This is a genomic window from Streptomyces sp. NPDC039423 (assembly GCF_055598725.1).
In genome coordinates, this window is record NZ_JBVKAH010000007.1 from 171,444 (window position 1) to 187,314 (window position 15,871).

A 15,871-nucleotide genomic window follows, 5' to 3' on the forward strand; every position below is an offset into this window, starting at 1 on the left:
CTGACGCGCTCCGGGCTCAGGTCACCCCTGACGGGGGCCCGCCGCGAGGGCCCCGGCCAGCGCGGTGAGCTCCGCGACCCGCAGCACCCGGTCGCCGTGGCCCGGCAGGGGCACATGCAGGGCGGCCGTCCAGCGGTCGGGGATCGCCCCCGCCCCGTACACCGCGCCCGCCAGCGTGCCCGTGACGGCCGCGACGGTATCGGTGTCACCGCCCAGGTCGATCGCGGCGGCCAGGGCGTCCTCGAAGGAGCCGGTCGTCCGCAGCGCCCACAGCGCCGAGCCCAGACAGGGCCAGACGGCGCCGTTGAACTCGGAGGCGTCGTCCGGGTGCCAGTCGGGGGCCAGGACGACGGCCCAACGTGCCCGGTGACCGGCATCGACCTCGGCCAGGGCGTCCGGCACGGCCGCCACGGGGTCCGCCCCGTCCAGGGCGACCCGGACCAGTTCGTGCAGGACGGCCGTCCCCTCCCAGGCCGCGCGGTCGCCGTGCGTGAGCGCCGCGAGCCGCCGGGCCGCCTCCATCGTCGCGGAGCGGCCGGCGCCGGCGAAGTACACGGCGGAAGTGGCCGCGCGCATCAGCGAACCGTTGCCCGCGGCGCGCCCGGTGATCTGGAAGTGCAGTGCGGCGGCGCGGTCCCACGGCTGCCCGTTGGACAGGACGTCCTCCGTCTGGAGCCCGATGTCCTTCGGTGCGCCGGCCGCCCACCGCCGGAAGCGGTCGAAGACGTCCGGCAGGTCGAGCCCGCCGCGTTCCAGCAGCGACTCCCCGACCAGGACGGCCATCTGCGTGTCGTCCGTGGCCTCGCCCGGGTCCCAGCCGGCGCCCCCGCACATCGCGCCCCTCCCGTCCGGGAAGCGCGCCGAGTAGACGCCCGGCGGGCCGAACTCGAAAGGGGCGCCGAGCGCGTCTCCGACGGCCGAGCCCAGGACGGTACCGGCAACACGGCCGCGACGGTCGGGGGTTGACATGGGATCAGCGTACGGCCGGCCCGCCGGGGCGGGGCGGCGCGCTCCGGCGGGCCGCCGCCCGGACGGCCAGGAAGAGCAGCAGCCCGACAGGGGAGAGCAGGATCGTCAGGACCAGCAGCGGTCCGGTCACCAGCGGATGCAGACCGAGGCGCCGGGCCTGGAGGAACATCCACTGGCCGATCAGCAGGTCCCACGCGATGACCTGCGCCCAGATCGCGCCCGCGCCGCCGGAGAGTGCGGTCAGGGCGCGGAACGTCTCCAGGTCCGGCTCGCGGACGGCGGTCCACAGTTCGGGGAACACCGGTACGGCGAGGCCGAGGTAGACCAGCAGGATCGGGACGACGGTCCAGGGCGAGGCGGCGATCCGGGCCGTCCGGGACCAGTTGGGCGCCAGGATCATCAGCAGCCAGACCGGGGCGGCCAGGAAGAAGGACAGCTCGAAGAGGAGGACGGTCATGCCGCGTGCTCCGGGTGTGCCGAGGGGGCGGGAGCGGGTGACCGGGTGGTGCCGGCGGCCGGGGCGGGCGTGGAGCGGCGCAGCGCCACCCAGGTCGCCGCCGCGGTGAGGGCGAGGATCAGGGCCGCCGCGATGAGCGTCGCACCGTCGGGGTGGACCAGCGGCTGACCGCGCAGCGCCTGCCAGGTGAGCAGGGCCAGCACCGCCGCGTACGCCGCCGACGCGACCAGTACCAGGCGGGTGCGGACCCGTTCGTCGTGGAGCCGGCGGAAGCGCGGGGCCAGGGTGACGAGGACGAGGACCAGCAGCGGGAGCAGTTGCAGGGCGTGCATGCCCACGAAGTGCGGGATCCGCAGGTCGCCGCCGGTGGTCGACCAGCCGGTGAGCGGCATGCCGGGGCCGCCGTCCGGGACTCCGACGCTGTGCGCGCCGACGGTCGTGGAGTCCGGCTTCTGCTCGGGCGTCGGCTGCGTCATCAGGAAGCCGAGCCCCGTGCCGGCCAGGGCGAGCGCCGTGCCCAGACGGATGGCCCAGGTGGAGGCCCGATCCACGAGCCGGGTGCGGAAGAGGAGCACGGCGAGGGTGAGCGTGGCGGTCCACAGGATCACGATGGTCACCGCCATGATCTCGTACAGGCCGGCGTCGAAAGCGGTCCCGACGTTGAAGTGGCTGCGCCTGCCCCGGATCACCTGGCCGGTGATCACGGCCATCTCCACGGCGCCCGCCGCCGCGACGACGGTCCCCGCCCACCAGCCGGCCCGCCGGAAGCGGGGGAGCAGCGACAGCATCCAGGCCAGGGACAAGCAGTAGGCGGTGAGGGAGAGGGTGAACTTGAGCGGCTTCGCCCAGATCGGCGCGCCCACCAGGACGCGGTCGTCGACGGCGAGACCGGCCGCGGAGACGACGGCGAGCACCATCATCGCGCCGGAGAAGAGCGTCAGCGGCCGGTGGAGACCGGCGAGTCGACGGAAGACGGACATGCTTCTGGATCCCCCTGTGTGACGGCCACGGCCGGGACATGTATGGATAGCGGCACTGTCTGCTATCTGATAGTGAGACTATCTATGATGGAGGTTGCGTTGGCAAGGGTGAGCCGGAAACGAAGAGGGTGAACGCCGCGTGCGTATCGGTGAGTTGAGCCGCAGGACCGGGGTCTCGGTGCCGACGATCAAGTACTACGTACGGGAGGGACTCCTCCCGGCGGGCCGGCTGACCAGCCCGAACCAGGCCAGCTACGACACGCTCCACGAGCGCAGACTGCGGCTGATCCGGGCTCTGCTGGACGTGGGCGGCCTGTCGGTGGCCGCCATCCGGGAGGTGCTCGACGCGGTCGACGACGACGGCCGGCCGGTGCACGAGATGCTCGGTGAGGCCGCCGACCGCCTCACGCCCCGGCACGCGGGCGAGGCCGACGAGGACATGGAGGCGGCGCGCGCCACGGCGGCGGAGTTCATCACGCGCCGGGGCTGGCACGTGTACACCGATGGCCCCCACGCCGAGTCGCTCGCGGGGGCCATCGCCGCGCTCCGGCGCCTGGGGCACGGGTCGTTCGTGGAGCTGCTGGACGCCTACGCGGACGCCGCCGAGAAGGTGGCCGCCGCCGACCTGGCGTGGGTGGCCCGCAACGTCAAGCGCGAGGAGGTCGTCGAATGCGCGGTCATCGGCACGGTGCTGGGCGACGCGGTCCTCTCGTCCTTGCGCCGCCTGGCCCATGTGGACGCCTCGGCCCGCGCGTACGGGGACGGGGACGGGGACCGGGTCCTCGGCGTGGCCGACGCCGCCGGCCACGCCGGTGACGGGGTGGCGCCGGGGGCGCGGGCGGGGGAGTGACCGGCCCGGGTCGCACCGCGCCCGGGCCGCCGCGAGGTTGCCCGCGCCCGGTGCCGACGGGCCGGGGCGGCCGCGCCGGGCTGCCGGACGCGGTGTCGGGCGGGGCGGTTGGGCGCGGTGCCGGCGGGCGGTCGTGTGAGGCCGAGGGGCGCCCGCGCGCGGTGCCGGCGGACGGGCGGTCGGGTGGGACCGCGGGGCGCCCTCGGGAGGTGCCGGCGGCCGCGGCGGCCGCGTGGGGCCGCGGGCGCTCGCGTGAGGCTGCCGGGGCGGTGCCGGGCGCCCGGCGCGGTCGGTGTCACGCGGCGAGCGCCCGCGGGAGCCTGATCCGGTAAGGGGCCGGGGCCCGGGGGGTCAGGCGGCGGGGGATTCCTGTTCGCGCTCCACCTGGGCGTTCCAGTCGCGCTTGACCGCGCGCCAGGCCTCGTCCGTCTGGCCCAGGCGCCAGTAGCCGGAGATGGACAGGCGCTCGCGCGGCACCTGGCGCTCCAGGCGGAGGTGGCGGCGCAGCTCCTTGACGAAGCCGGCCTCGCCGTGGACGAAGGCGTGCACGTCGCCGGGCGGGAAGTCCAGCGCCCGGACCGCCGCGAGGAGCGCGTCGCCGACCGGGGCCGCGCCGCGGTGGAGCCAGCGCAGCTCCACGCCCGACGGCACCGCGATCTTCTGCTCGTCGTCGGGGGACTCGACCTCGACGAGGGCGTGGCCCACCGCGTCCTCCGGCAGCCGCTCCAGCGAGGCGGCGATGGCGGGCAGCGCGCTCTCGTCGCCCACCAGCAGGTGCCAGTCCGCCGCCGGGTCCGGCGCGTACCCGCCGCCCGGCCCGAGGAAGCGCACGGTCTCGCCCACCCGGGCGCGCGCCGCCCACGGGCCGGCCAGGCCCTCGTCGCCGTGCACGACGAAGTCCACGGTCAGCTCCCGCTGGGCCGGGTCCCACGCCCGGACCGTGTACGTCCGAGTGGTGGGCCACTGCTCACGCGGGAACTCCTCGCGGATCCGCGCCATGTCGAACGGCTCCGGGTACGTCACGCCGGGCGCCGGGAAGAGCAGCTTGACGTAATGGTCCGTGAACTCGTCCGCCGGGAAGTCGTCCAGCCCGTCGCCGCCCAGCACGATGCGCACCATGTGCGGCGTGATCCGCTCGGTGTGCACGACGCGCGCCTCTCGCGCCTGGGGTGCCTTGCGAGCCGGCTGTTCCGCCACAGTGGTCTCCCGGGGGACGTGGTTGCTTAGGTATACCTAAGTTAACACCTCATCCGCGAAGCGTGACGAGGAGCCGGTCCAGCGAACCGCCCAGCCCCCACCGCTCCGCCAGCCGTTCCAGGCCCGCGGGGTCGCGCGGGCCGGACGGCAGCGCGGGGTCGAACTCCGGCAGGGGCACGTCCCCGGCGACCCGTACGACCTTCGGGGCCACCGCCACGTAGTCCCGGGCCTCGTCCAGCCGCCTCCGCTGCGCGGGCGTCAGCTTCGACGCCGGATCGTCCACCGCCGCCATGATCCCGGCCAGGTCCCCGTACGTGTCCAGCAGCTTGGCCGCCGTCTTCTCGCCGATGCCCGGCACGCCCGGCAGCCCGTCGCTCGGGTCGCCGCGCAGCAGCGCCAGGTCCGCGTATCCCGGCCCGTCCACCCCGTACTTGCCGCGCAGCCACGCCTCGTCCGTGACCTGGAGCGTGCCGACGCCCTTGAGCGGGTACAGCACCCGCACGCCCCGGGCGTCGTCCACAAGCTGGTACAGGTCCCGGTCGCCGGTCACGATGTCCACCGGCCCCGCCGCCCGCCCGGCCAGCGTCCCGATGACGTCGTCCGCCTCGTACCCCGCCACACCCACCCGGGCGATCCCCAGGGCGTCCAGCACCGCCTCGATCACCGGCACCTGGGGCGACAGCGTGTCCGGGACCTCCTCCTCGTCCGGCCCCACCTCCGTCTCCTCGGCCACCCGGTGCGCCTTGTACGACGGGATCAGCTCCACCCGCCAGGCCGGCCGCCAGTCCGCGTCCATGCAGGCGACCAGGTCGTCCGGCCGCCGGTCCTGGACCAGCCGGGCGATGAAGTCCAGCAGTCCGCGCACGGCGTTGACCGGCGTGCCGTCCGGCGCCCGGACGGAGTCGGGGACCCCGAAGTAGGCGCGGAAGTACAGGGAGGCGGAGTCGAGGAGCATCAGGCGTCGCGTCACGCCTCCGATCATGCCCCACCCCACTGACAGCCGGGCGTCCGCGACGGGCCCGCGCGGAGCACACGTCCCCCGGGGCCCGCCGCTTCGCGCCTTTCCCTCCCGTTGCGCTACTCGGTGGTACCGCCGCTGCGTAAGGTGGTCGCAGAGGGAGGGAGCCGAGACATGGACGAGAAGGAGACGCTCCGGGTGGGCGTGGCCGTCCGCAGGAGGCGAAGAGCCATGGCGCTCACCCTCGCCGCGGTCGCCGCGCGGAGCGGGCTGTCCGTGCCCTTCCTCAGCCAGATCGAGAACGAGCGCGCCCGGCCCAGCGAGCGCTCCCTCCAGCAGATCGCCGACGCCCTGGAGACCACCACCGTGGCGCTGCTCGACGCCGCCGACCCGGCACGCACCGTCGACGTCGTACGCGCCGCGGACGATCCCGGCCGCCCCGGCGCGCGGGCCCTGGTGCGCGGCCAGCACCAGATGCACGCCGAGGAGTTCACCGGCGAGCACGACGCGGGGCGGGAACTCGTGCTGCGCAACGACGCCATGCTGTACGTCGCCGACGGCACCGCCCAGGTGGAGGCCGAGGGGCAGGCGTACCGGCTGGAGCGCGGCGACACCCTCTACCTCTCCGGGGGCGTCCGGCACCGCTGGCGGGCCGGCGACCCGCACACCCGGGTCCTGGTCGTGTCCGTCGCCGAGCACATCGAGACCTCCGCCTGATGCGGGTCGTGTCGCTGGTGCCCTCCCTCACCGAGGCCGTCGCCGTCACGGCCCCGGGACTGCTGGTCGGTGCCACGAACTGGTGCACCCACCCCGCCGGACTCGACGTCACCCGTATCGGCGGCACCAAGAACCCGGACGTCGCGGCGGTCGTCGCCCTCCGCCCCGACCTCGTCGTCGCCAACGAGGAGGAGAACCGGGCCCCCGACCTGGCCGCCCTGCGCGCCGCCGGGATCGACGTCCTGGTCACCGAGGTCCGCGACCTGGACCAGGCCTTCCCGGAGCTGGACCGGGTGCTGCGCGCCTGCGGGGTGCCGGAGCGGCCGCACTGGCTGGAGGCGGCGCGGGAGGCCTGGGCGGCGGTCACGCCCGGTCCGCGCCGCACGGCCGTCGTGCCCGTCTGGCGCCGCCCCTGGATGGTGCTGGGCCGCGACACCTTCGCGGGCGACCTGCTGGCCCGCCTCGGCGTCGTCAACGTGTACGCGGACCACCCCGAGCGTTACCCGCGCGTGCCCCTCGACGAGCTGCGCGCCGCCGGGCCCGACCTGGTCGTCCTGCCGGACGAGCCGTACCGGTTCACCGCCGACGACGGGCCCGAGGCGTTCGACGGCATCCCCGCCGCGCTCGTCGACGGACGGCACCTCACGTGGTACGGGCCGTCGCTGGCCGCGGCACCGGAGTCGCTGCGAGCAGCTCTCCGGCGGCCAGTCCACGGGCCGTCCTGACGGCCGCCGTCAGCCATGCCGCCACCAGCAGCGCGTACAGGCCGACCGCCAGCCACCCCAGGACGGCGAGCCCGGTGTGCCGCGCCAGCCCCTCCGCGCCCGTCACGCACGTACCGACCGGGAACGTGAACGCCCACCAGGTCATCGCGAACGGCATGCCCCGGCGACGCGCCCGCAGCACCACCGCCCCGGCCAGCGCCAGCCACATCAGCGCGAAGCCCATCACGGGCACGCCGTACAGCACGGCCAGGCCGGCGGCGTACGGCACGCCGGCCGGCACCGCGCCGGCGAGGTTGTTCGCCGCCGTCGCGGACTGGCCCAGCGGCCCGAGGACCAGGAACAGCGTCGGCGTCATGGCCAGCGGCAGCGGGCCGCCGGTCACCAGCCGCCCGAAGACCAGCGGCAGCACCACCAGGGTCGCCAGCAGGCTCAGCCCGAACATCCCGTAACAGGCGGTCAGCAGGGTCCGCTGCCACTGGCCGGGCGGCAGGTGCGGCACCAGGAGGGGGCCGAGCGCCGCGGACACCATGGGCGCCACGACGGGCAGCAGCCACACCGGTGAGGCCGGACCGGTGTCATGGCGCACCACCATCAGGTACGGGACCGCCACCGCGACCGTCAGCCCGATCACCGTCCCGGCCGTGAACAGGACCGCGTCGAGGGCCAGCGCGGCACCCGGCCCGATCCAGTCCACGCCGACCACGAGCGCCCCGCCCCCGACCGCCACCAGGGCCATGGCCAGGCACCCGTAGAACGGGGCGACGGCGGGATCCAGGAGGTGCGTCCGGGCCTGGTCCCGGTGGTGCGTCCAGTGCAGCGCCCGCGCCGCGAGCAGGGTGAGCAGCAGCACCAGGGACAGCGCCCAGACGGCGGCGCAGGCGGTACGCAGCCCCGGCACGGGGGCGGGAAGCGCGGCGCCCGCGTTGGCGACGATCGCGGTGCCCATCACCGTCGCGTACCAGTTGGGCCCGAGGTGCCGGACGGCCGTGGCGCGGGGAACGCGGGTGATCGGGACACGGTGCTGCGCGAGGGTTGCCATGGCACCACCCTGTGTCCCGGGGATGCCCCTCACCAGAGATCACTGTCCTATGGCCACATAAACTGGGGTTATGACTCTCGCGCACCGCGTTCCCGACCTCGGGGCCCTGGAACTGCTGCTGGCCGTTGCCCGGCACGGCAGCCTGGGCCGCGCCGCGCGCGAGGTCGGGATCACCCAGCCCGCCGCCAGCAGCCGCGTCCGCTCCATGGAACGCCAACTGGGGGTCGCCCTGGTGGACCGCTCCCCGCGCGGGTCCCGGCTCACCGACGCGGGCACCCTGGTCACCGACTGGGCGCGGCGGATCGTCGAGGCGGCGGAGGCGTTCGACGCCGGGGCCCAGGCGCTGCGCGACCGGCGCGACTCGCGGCTGCGGGTCGCCGCGTCCATGACGATCGCCGAGTACCTGCTGCCCGGCTGGCTCATCGCGCTGCGGGCCGAGCGCCCCGACACGGCGGTGTCGCTCTGGGCCGGCAACTCGACCGACGTCGCCGCCGGGCTGCTCGCCGGGGAGGCGGACCTGGGGTACGTCGAGGGCCTCACCGTTCCGGAGGGCCTGGACGCGGCGGTGGTCGCCCACGACCGCCTGGTGGTCGTCACGGCGCCCTCCCACCGGTGGGCCCGCCGCCGCGCCCCGCTGACCCCCGCGGAACTGGCGGCCACCCCGCTGGTGCTGCGCGAGTACGGCTCGGGCACCCGCCAGGTCCTGGACGCCGCGCTCGCCGAGTACGGCGGGCTGGCCGACCCCCTGATGGAGCTGGCCTCGACGACCGCCGTGAAGGGCGCGGCGGTCAGCGGGGCGGGACCGGCGGTGCTCAGCGAACTGGCCGTCACCGAGGAGCTGTCCTCGCGGCGCCTGGTGGAGGTCCCCGTGGAGGGCGTCCACCTCCGCCGCGCCCTCCGCGCCGTCTGGCCGACGGGCCCCCTCCCCACCGGCCCGGCCCGCGACCTGCTGTCCCTGGCGCGGGGCTAGGGGGCAGTCGCGCCGATCTTGCCGGGCTCTCGGCGTCCGCCACCGCACCTCGCGCCGATCCGGCCAGATCGTCGGGGCACCCCCTGGCAACGCCGCCCGGGCCGCCCGGACGGGCTGGTCACGAGGAGGCCCGGACCAGGCCCTCCATGACCCGCGGGTCGTCGCCCATCTCGGGGTGCCACTGGACGCCCAGCACCCAGGGGGCGCCCGGCAGTTCGACCGCCTCCACGGTGCCGTCCTCGGCGTGCGCCGAGGGGATCAGGCCCTCGCCCAGCCGGTCCACGGCCTGGTGGTGGTAGGTGGGGACCGCCGTCGCCTCGCCGACGAGCGCGGCGTACCGCGTCCCCGGAACCGGCTTCACCGTGTGGGCGTCGAACACGCCGACCCCGCCGGTGTGCCCGTCCAGGTGCTGGACCAGCGTGCCGCCGAGGGCCACGTTCAGCAGTTGCATGCCGCGGCAGATGCCCAGGAGCGGCGTGTCCGCCGCCAGCGCCGCCCCGATGAGCGCGAGCTCCCAGGCGTCCCGCGCCGCCGCCGGCGGGCCGGTGCGCGGGTCGCGCTCGGCCCCGTACCGCTCGGGGTCGACGTCGGCGCCGCCCGCGACGACGAGCCCGTCGAGGCGGGCGACCACATCGGCGGCGACGGACGGCGCGTCCGGCGGGAGCATCACGGCGATGCCGCCCGCGGCCCGGACCAGACGGGGGTACGCCTCCGGGAGGAGCGCGGCGGGCAGCTCCCACACGCCCCACCGGGCGGGGTCCAGGTAGGTCGTGACGCCGATGAGCGGCTTCGGCACGGTGTGGTTCCTCTCTGTCTCGGTCCGGGCGCCGGGAGCGCTTCCCGTCCCGGTCCTGGTTCCGGTTCCAGCCCCGGTTCCGGCCCCGGTCCCGGTTCCAGCCCCGGTCCCGGGTCCGGTCCCGTCGCGGTCCCGGACACGGGCTCAGTCGCGGGTGAGTTCGGCCTCGGCCGCGGCCAGGGCCGCGAACTCCTCCTCGGGCGCGTTGGCGACGAGACGGTGCCGACTGTAGAAGGCGAAGTACGCCAGGGCGACCGCGTAGACCCCCAGCGCCATGAACGCGGCGTCCTTGTCCACCAGGAACGTCGCCACCAGCGCCGACAGCGCCAGCACGAAGGCGACCGAAGAGGTGACGATCCCGCCGGGCGTACGGTACGGGCGGGGCAGCTCCGGCTCGCGGCGCCGCAGCACGATGTGGGACAGCGCCATCAGTGCGTAGCTGATGGTGGCGCCGAACACCGCGATGTTCAGCATCCGCGCCCCGTTCCCGGTCCCGGCCGCCAGCGCGAACCCGATCGCGCCCGGGATCAGCAGCCCCAGGTACGGGGACTTGCGGCGGCTGGTCAGCGACAGGAACCGGGGCAGGTACCCGGCCCGGGAGAGGGCGAAGAGCTGCCGCGAACCGGCGTAGATGAGTGAGAAGAACGAGGCCACCAGCCCCGCCAGCCCCGCGTAGTTGACGAACCGGCTCAGCGCCGTCGGGTCCCCGTCCCCCTGGAGGGCCACCACCAGCGGGTTGCCAGCGTCCTGGATGGCGGCCGAGCCGCGGACACCCGTCGAGGCGAAGAACGTCAGCACCGCCAGCAGCACCAGGACCAGCAGCGACAGCGACAGCGCCCGGGGCATCGAGCGCACCGGGTCCTTGGCCTCCTCGGCGGCGAGCGGCACGCCCTCGACCCCCAGGAAGAACCACATCCCGAACGGGAAGGCCGCCCAGATGCCGAGCAGCCCGTACGGCAGCCAGGAGTTCGCCCCGAACGCCGTGGGGTCGGCCGGGATGTCGTTCAGCCCGTCCGCGTGGAACTCGGTGAGGGCACCGGCCGCGAAGATCAGCAGGGCGGCCACCGCGACGGCGGTCACGACCAGGCTGAAGCGCAGCGCCTCGCCGACGCCCCACAGGTGGATACCGATGAAGATCACGAAGCAGGCCAGGTAGACGGGCCAGCCGGACTCCAGGCCGAACAGGCCGAGGGATTCGACGTAGTCGCCGATGAAGATCGAGATGGCGGCCGGGGCGAGGATGTACTCGATGAGGATGGCCGTCCCGGTGAGGAACCCGCCCCAGGTGCCGAGCGCCCGGCGGGCGAAGCCGTAGCCGCCGCCGGCGGCCGGCAGGATGGCGGACAGTTCGGCGAGGGCGTAGACGAGACAGGCGTACATCACGCCCATCAGCACGGTCGCCGTCGCCAGCCCGCCGAAGCCGCCCTCGGAGAGGCCGATGTTCCAGCCGGAGAAGTCGCCGGAGACGACGTACCCCACTCCGAGCCCGGTGAGCAGCAGCCAGCCGGCGCTGCCCTGCCGCAGCGCCCGGCGCCGCAGATAGTCGTCGGATTCGGAACCGGATCCGGAGTCGGAGCCGGAGCCGGAGTCCGCCGGCCCGGGTGTGTCCTTGGTTTCTTCCAGCGTCATGGCAGCCGTGCTCCCGTGTCGGTCGGGGCCCAATGGAATGGACCCATACCTTTGCGGTGGGCGGGCGGGAGCGCAAGACCCGTGCGTTACTTTCGGGTTACGCCGACGGCCCGGTCCGCCCCCGGTGGCCGCCCGCCCCCGGCCGCCGCCCGCCACCCGTGGCCGCCCGCCCCGGCCCGCGCCCCGTCACGTCAGGAACCCGCGCAGCAGCGCCGCCGTACCCGCGCAGTGCTCCCGCATCACCTCGCGCGCCGCGTCCGCGTCGCCCTCCAGGACGGCCTCCACCAGTGCGGTGTGCTGGTGCTGCGAGTGCTCCAGGTTGCGCACGAGCAGGGGGATGCAGTCCAGCAGGTCGTTGACCGACGCCCGCACGGCCGCGTACTGGGCCGTCAGTGTGGGCGAGCCGGACAGTTCGGCGAGCGTCAGGTGCAACAGCGTGTCCTGGCGCCGGTACTCCTCCAGCGGGGCGTCGTGCGTGGCCCGCAGCGCCGTGCGCAGCCGTTCGGCGCCCTCCTCGGTCAGCCCGTGCGCCGCGCACAGCCCCGCCGCGCCGACCTCCAGCACCTCGCGGAACCGCAGCGTGTCCTCGACGTCGACCGACGCGATGCGCCGCCGCAGCTCCGCCTCGCCGGAGTCGCCGGGCGCCCGGTCCCGGTGCAGCACGAACGTTCCGCCGTAGCGGCCGCGCCGGCTCTCCACCAGGCCCTGCTCCTGGAGCACCTTGAGCACCTCGCGCAGCGTCACCCGGCTGATCCCCATCCGGTCGGCCAGCTCCCGCTCGGCGGGCAGCCGCTCGCCGCCGGGCACCAGACCCAGCCGTACGACCTGGAGGATCTGCTCCAGCGCCTCCTCGAAGCCGTTGCCCGCGCGCACCGGCCGCAGCACGGGTGCCAACCGGTCCCCGGGTTCGCCGCCCGGGCTCTTCTTCGCCACCTCGCCGTTTCCCCTTCCCAAGCAATGGTCTTCCGCAATACCTTATGGCTCCCGGCTGACCGAAGGAGGAGCAATCCCGTGGCAGACCGCAAACCCCCGCTCGACGTCGAGGAACTGCGTGCCCTCGTCGCGAGCGGTGAGATCGACACAGTGGTCCTGGCCTTCCCCGATATGCAAGGGCGGCTCCAGGGCAAGCGGTTCGCCGCACCCTTCTTCCTCGACGACGTGCTGGAGCACGGCACCGAGGGCTGCAACTACCTCCTCGCCGTCGACGTCGAGCTCAACACCGTCGAGGGCTACGACATGTCCTCCTGGGCCAAGGGCTACGGCGACTTCGCCATGCGCCCGGACCTGACCACCCTGCGCCGGGTCCCCTGGAACGACGGCACCGCGATGCTCATCGCCGACCTCGCCTGGAACGACGGCTCACCGGTCGTCGCCGCGCCCCGCCAGATCCTGCGCCGCCAGCTCGAACGGCTCGCCGAACACGGCTACACCGCCCACGTCGGCACCGAGCTCGAGTTCATCGTCTTCAAGGACACCTACGAGCAGGCCTGGAACGCCGACTACCGCGACCTCACCCCGGCGAACCAGTACAACATCGACTACTCCGTCCTCGGCACCGGCCGCATCGAACCCCTGCTGCGCCGCATCCGCAACGAGATGGCCGCCGCCGGGCTGACCGTCGAGTCCGCCAAGGGCGAGTGCAACCCGGGCCAGCACGAGATCGCGTTCAAGTACGACGAGGCCCTGGTCACCTGCGACCAGCACGCCATCTACAAGACCGGCGCCAAGGAGATCGCCGCCCAGGAGGGCGTCTCGCTCACCTTCATGGCGAAGTACAACGAGCGCGAGGGCAACTCCTGCCACATCCACCTGTCCCTCCAGTCCATCGACGAGGCCGGACACAGCGTCATGGCGGGCGACGGACCGGGAGGGATGTCACGGGTCATGCGGCACTTCCTCGCCGGACAGCTCGCCGCGCTGCGCGACTTCTCCCTGCTCTACGCCCCCAACATCAACTCCTACAAGCGCTTCCAGCCCGGCTCCTTCGCGCCGACGGCCGTCGCCTGGGGGTACGACAACCGCACCTGTTCCCTCCGGGTCGTCGGCCACGGCCGCTCGATGCGCTTCGAGAACCGCCTCCCCGGCGGCGACGTCAACCCGCACCTCGCCGTCGCCGGCCTGGTCGCGGCCGGCCTGTACGGCATCGAACAGGAGCTGGAGCTCCCCGAGCCGTGCGACGGCAACGCGTACGCCGCCGACTACGACCACGTCCCCACCACCCTGCGCGAGGCCGCCGAACTGTGGGAGAGCAGCCCCATCGCCAAGGCCGCCTTCGGGGACGAGGTCGTCGCCCACTACCGCAACATGGCGCGGGTCGAGCTGGAAGCCTTCGACGCCGCGGTGACCGACTGGGAGCTGCGCCGCTCCTTCGAACGCATGTGAGGCCCCTGTCGTGACCACCGAACACCTCGTACTCGACCCCGCCACCGAAGAGGTCGTCGCGACCGTCCCGGCCGCCACCCCGGCCGACGTCGACGCGGCCGTCACCCGTGCCGCCGCCGCCCAGCGGGGGTGGGCGGCGGCGGCCCCCGCCGACCGCGCCCGCCTGCTGCGCCGCTTCGCCGCCGTCGTCGACGAGCACGTCGAGGAACTTGCCCGCCTGGAGGTCCGCGAGGCCGGCCACACCCTCGGCAACGCCCGCTGGGAGGCCGGCAACGTCCGTGACCTCCTCGACTACGCGGCCGGCGGTGTCGAGCGCCTCAACGGCCGGCAGATCCCCGTCCCCGGCGGCCTCGACATCACCCTCCTCGAACCCCTCGGCGTCATCGGCGTGATCGCGCCGTGGAACTTCCCCATGCCGATCGCCGCCTGGGGCACCGCCCCCGCCCTCGCGGCCGGCAACGCGGTCGTCCTCAAGCCCGCCGAGACCACCCCGCTCACCGCGCTCCGCCTCGCCGAACTCGCCCTGGAGGCCGGCCTCCCCGAGCACCTGTTCCAGGTGCTGCCGGGCGCCGGGCCCGTCACCGGCGACGCCCTCGTCGAGCACCCCGGCGTCGCCAAGATCGTCTTCACCGGCTCGACACGGGTCGGCAAGGCCATCATGGCCAAGTGCGCCGCCCGGGTGAAACGCGTGACGCTGGAACTCGGCGGCAAGAGCCCCAACATCGTCTTCGCCGACGCCGACATCGAGGCCGCGGCCGCCGCCACCCCCATGTCCTTCCTGGACAACTCCGGACAGGACTGCTGCGCCCGCACCCGCATCCTGGTCCAGCGCGCCGTGTACGACCGCTTCCTGGAGCTGCTGGCGCCCGCCATCGAGGAGATCGTCGTCGGCGACCCGTCCGACGAGAGGACGCAGATGGGCCCCCTCATCTCCCGCGCCCAGCTCGACCGGGTCCGGTCGTACGTCCCCGACGACGCGGAAGGCATCCGCGGCAAGGCCCCCGAAGGCCCCGGCTTCTGGTTCCCGCCCACCGTCCTCACCGGCCTCGCGCCCGACGCGCCCGCCGCCGTAGAGGAGGTCTTCGGCCCCGTCGCCGCCGTCCTCCCCTTCGACGACGAGGCCGACGCGATCCGGCTCGCCAACGCCACCGAGTACGGCCTGTCCGGCTCCGTCTGGACCCGGGACATCGGCCGCGCCCTGCGTGTCTCCGGCGCCGTCCGGGCCGGGAACCTCTCCGTCAACTCCCACTCCAGCGTCCGCTACTGGACCCCGTTCGGCGGTTACAAGCAGTCCGGCCTCGGCCGCGAACTCGGCCCCGACGCCCTCACCGCCTTCACCGAAACCAAGAACGTCTTCATCAGTACGGAGGCCTGACCCACCATGACCGAAACCCCTGTGTGCCGCCGCCTCACCGGCCGTACCGCCGTCATCACCGGCGCCGGCAGCGGCATCGGCCTCGCCGCGGCCCGCCGCCTCGCCGCCGAGGGCGCCCACGTCGTCTGCGGCGACATCGACGAGCGGGCGGGCAAGGCGGCGGCCGACGAGGTCGGCGGCACCTTCGTACGCGTCGACGTCACCGACGCCGACGAGGTCGAGGCGCTCTTCAGGACCGCGTACGAGACCTACGGCAGCGTCGACATCGCCTTCAACAACGCCGGCATCTCGCCGCCCGACGACGACTCCATCCTCACCACCGGCCTGGAGGCGTGGAAGCGGGTCCAGGAGGTCAACCTCACCTCCGTCTACCTGTGCTGCAAGGCCGCCATCCCCTACATGCAGCGCCAGGGCAGGGGCTCCATCATCAACACGGCCTCCTTCGTCGCCATCATGGGCGCGGCCACCAGCCAGATCTCGTACACCGCCTCCAAGGGCGGCGTCCTGGCCATGTCCCGCGAGCTGGGCGTGCAGTTCGCCCGCGAGGGCATCCGCGTCAACGCCCTGTGCCCCGGGCCGGTGAACACCCCGCTCCTCCAGGAACTGTTCGCCAAGGACCCCGAGCGCGCCGCCCGCCGCCTCGTGCACATCCCGGCCGGCCGCTTCGCCGAGGCCGACGAGATCGCGGCCGCCGTCGCCTTCCTCGCGAGCGACGACTCGTCGTTCGTCAACGCCACCGACTTCCTCGTCGACGGCGGCATCTCCGGGGCGTACGTCACGCCCCTCTAGCCCACCCCTCGCGGCAGCCCCCGCGGCCACCTCCACCC

General features: G+C 74.3%; 16 protein-coding genes. 7 read left to right on the plus strand and 9 right to left on the minus strand.

The genetic code is table 11. The features are described from left to right. Nucleotides 1–21: 21 nt before the first annotated feature. From ACZ7LK_RS23060 to ACZ7LK_RS23070, 3 genes are read right to left on the minus strand one after another with little or no spacing between them, the layout of a single operon-like run. Nucleotides 22–969, minus strand: a complete 948-nt coding sequence (locus tag ACZ7LK_RS23060; RefSeq protein WP_471143028.1) for an ADP-ribosylglycohydrolase family protein — start codon at nt 967–969, stop codon at nt 22–24. Between the two features lie 4 nt (nt 970–973). Continuing rightward, complete coding sequence (locus tag ACZ7LK_RS23065; RefSeq protein WP_392275856.1) at nt 974–1,426, minus strand: ABA4-like family protein; 453 nt, start codon at nt 1,424–1,426, stop codon at nt 974–976. Further along, nucleotides 1,423–2,406 carry a hypothetical protein gene (locus ACZ7LK_RS23070; protein WP_471143030.1) on the minus strand — a complete coding sequence of 328 codons (984 nt, stop codon included), beginning with the start codon at nt 2,404–2,406 and terminating at the stop codon, nt 1,423–1,425. The genes ACZ7LK_RS23065 and ACZ7LK_RS23070 overlap by 4 nt, the downstream gene beginning before the upstream one ends. A gap of 139 nt (nt 2,407–2,545) precedes the next feature. Between ACZ7LK_RS23070 and ACZ7LK_RS23075 the strand changes: the two genes are divergently transcribed. Then, nucleotides 2,546–3,256: a MerR family transcriptional regulator gene (locus ACZ7LK_RS23075; RefSeq protein WP_469462216.1), complete on the plus strand. Its 711-nt coding sequence runs from the start codon at nt 2,546–2,548 to the stop codon at nt 3,254–3,256. Nucleotides 3,257–3,607: 351 nt separating this feature from the next. Here the strand turns inward: ACZ7LK_RS23075 and ACZ7LK_RS23080 are convergent, their stop codons facing one another. Together ACZ7LK_RS23080 and ACZ7LK_RS23085 are read right to left on the minus strand one after the other, a co-directional pair. Continuing rightward, nucleotides 3,608–4,453: a siderophore-interacting protein gene (locus tag ACZ7LK_RS23080; RefSeq protein WP_469462218.1), complete on the minus strand. Its 846-nt coding sequence runs from the start codon at nt 4,451–4,453 to the stop codon at nt 3,608–3,610. Nucleotides 4,454–4,502: 49 nt separating this feature from the next. After that, complete coding sequence (locus ACZ7LK_RS23085) at nt 4,503–5,408, minus strand: 5'-3' exonuclease (protein ID WP_471143249.1); 906 nt, start codon at nt 5,406–5,408, stop codon at nt 4,503–4,505. Nucleotides 5,409–5,585: 177 nt separating this feature from the next. Here ACZ7LK_RS23085 and ACZ7LK_RS23090 point away from each other — a divergent pair, with 177 nt between their 5' ends. Together ACZ7LK_RS23090 and ACZ7LK_RS23095 are read left to right on the plus strand one after the other, a co-directional pair. Then, complete coding sequence (locus ACZ7LK_RS23090; RefSeq protein WP_392275860.1) at nt 5,586–6,128, plus strand: helix-turn-helix domain-containing protein; 543 nt, start codon at nt 5,586–5,588, stop codon at nt 6,126–6,128. Next, nucleotides 6,128–6,853, plus strand: a complete 726-nt coding sequence (locus ACZ7LK_RS23095; RefSeq protein ID WP_392275861.1) for a helical backbone metal receptor — start codon at nt 6,128–6,130, stop codon at nt 6,851–6,853. Before ACZ7LK_RS23090 ends, ACZ7LK_RS23095 begins: the two co-directional genes overlap by 1 nt. Here the strand turns inward: ACZ7LK_RS23095 and ACZ7LK_RS23100 are convergent. Further along, nucleotides 6,771–7,892: a TDT family transporter gene (locus tag ACZ7LK_RS23100; RefSeq protein WP_469462225.1), complete on the minus strand. Its 1,122-nt coding sequence runs from the start codon at nt 7,890–7,892 to the stop codon at nt 6,771–6,773. The two genes, ACZ7LK_RS23095 and ACZ7LK_RS23100, sit on opposite strands and share 83 nt — an antisense overlap. Nucleotides 7,893–7,962: 70 nt before the next feature. On the opposite strand from ACZ7LK_RS23100, the gene ACZ7LK_RS23105 reads away from it, so the two are divergent. After that, nucleotides 7,963–8,862, plus strand: coding sequence for a LysR family transcriptional regulator (locus ACZ7LK_RS23105; protein ID WP_392275863.1), 900 nt, complete (start codon nt 7,963–7,965; stop codon nt 8,860–8,862). A 118-nt stretch (nt 8,863–8,980) separates the two neighbouring features. On the opposite strand, the gene ACZ7LK_RS23110 is transcribed toward ACZ7LK_RS23105, so the two are convergent. From ACZ7LK_RS23110 to ACZ7LK_RS23120, 3 genes are all read right to left on the minus strand, one after another. Further along, nucleotides 8,981–9,658 carry a gamma-glutamyl-gamma-aminobutyrate hydrolase family protein gene (locus ACZ7LK_RS23110; RefSeq protein WP_469462227.1) on the minus strand — a complete coding sequence of 226 codons (678 nt, stop codon included), beginning with the start codon at nt 9,656–9,658 and terminating at the stop codon, nt 8,981–8,983. A 144-nt stretch (nt 9,659–9,802) separates the two neighbouring features. Beyond that, the gene (gene eat, locus ACZ7LK_RS23115; RefSeq protein ID WP_471143036.1) at nt 9,803–11,287 is read right to left on the minus strand and encodes an ethanolamine permease; all 1,485 of its coding nucleotides are present in this window, start codon (nt 11,285–11,287) and stop codon (nt 9,803–9,805) included. A 186-nt stretch (nt 11,288–11,473) separates the two neighbouring features. Beyond that, a complete protein-coding gene (locus ACZ7LK_RS23120) occupies nt 11,474–12,220 on the minus strand; it encodes a FadR/GntR family transcriptional regulator (protein ID WP_392275866.1) in 747 nt (248 codons plus the stop codon). A 78-nt stretch (nt 12,221–12,298) separates the two neighbouring features. Between ACZ7LK_RS23120 and ACZ7LK_RS23125 the strand changes: the two genes are divergently transcribed. Genes ACZ7LK_RS23125 through ACZ7LK_RS23135 form a run of 3 tightly spaced genes read left to right on the plus strand, consistent with a single transcriptional unit; the run spans nt 12,299 to nt 15,833 of the window. Further along, nucleotides 12,299–13,669: a glutamine synthetase family protein gene (locus ACZ7LK_RS23125; RefSeq protein WP_392275867.1), complete on the plus strand. Its 1,371-nt coding sequence runs from the start codon at nt 12,299–12,301 to the stop codon at nt 13,667–13,669. 10 nt (nt 13,670–13,679) lie between these two features. Further along, on the plus strand, nt 13,680–15,044 hold the full coding sequence (locus tag ACZ7LK_RS23130) for an aldehyde dehydrogenase family protein (RefSeq protein ID WP_471143039.1): 1,365 nt from the start codon (nt 13,680–13,682) through the stop codon (nt 15,042–15,044). A 6-nt stretch (nt 15,045–15,050) separates the two neighbouring features. Beyond that, nucleotides 15,051–15,833 (plus strand): 3-oxoacyl-ACP reductase, encoded by a 783-nt coding sequence (locus tag ACZ7LK_RS23135; RefSeq protein WP_392275869.1) that lies wholly within the window; start codon nt 15,051–15,053, stop codon nt 15,831–15,833. Nucleotides 15,834–15,871 lie beyond the last annotated feature (38 nt).